Below are 373 nucleotides of genomic sequence, written 5' to 3' on the forward strand. Positions count from 1 at the left end.
CAGGCCTGGGCGATATGGGCCAGCGTGTTGGCGCCTTCATCGCCGAAATCCGCGGCATCGGGGGCACCGCCGCAGCCGACGCTGTCCATCACGATCAGGAAAGCACGGGTCATGGGCGGACCTCTCCGAGGACAAGCGGCGTCGCGTCGAAACTCGTGCCGAGGGTAAAGGCCGCCTGAACCTCGACCACGGCGCGGTCGGCGGCCTCTTCGCGGGCGGCATGGACCCGGGCGATGGGCTCGCCCCGGACGACGGAGGTGCCGAGCGGGGCGATATCCGACAGGCCCACCGCCGGGTCGACCGGGTCGGTTTCCACCTGCCGCCCGCCGCCCAGGGACACCACCGCCCAGCCCAGCGCCTTGGCATCGCAGGC

General features: G+C 72.1%; 1 pseudogene. It reads right to left on the minus strand.

The annotated features are described in order from the left end of the window. Positions 1–109 precede the first annotated feature (109 nt). Positions 110–373 (minus strand): annotated as a pseudogene (locus D4A39_RS17435) (thymidine phosphorylase); the annotation flags it as partial.

The organism is Alcanivorax profundi (assembly GCF_003597125.1).
Taxonomy (GTDB): domain Bacteria; phylum Pseudomonadota; class Gammaproteobacteria; order Pseudomonadales; family Alcanivoracaceae; genus Alcanivorax; species Alcanivorax profundi.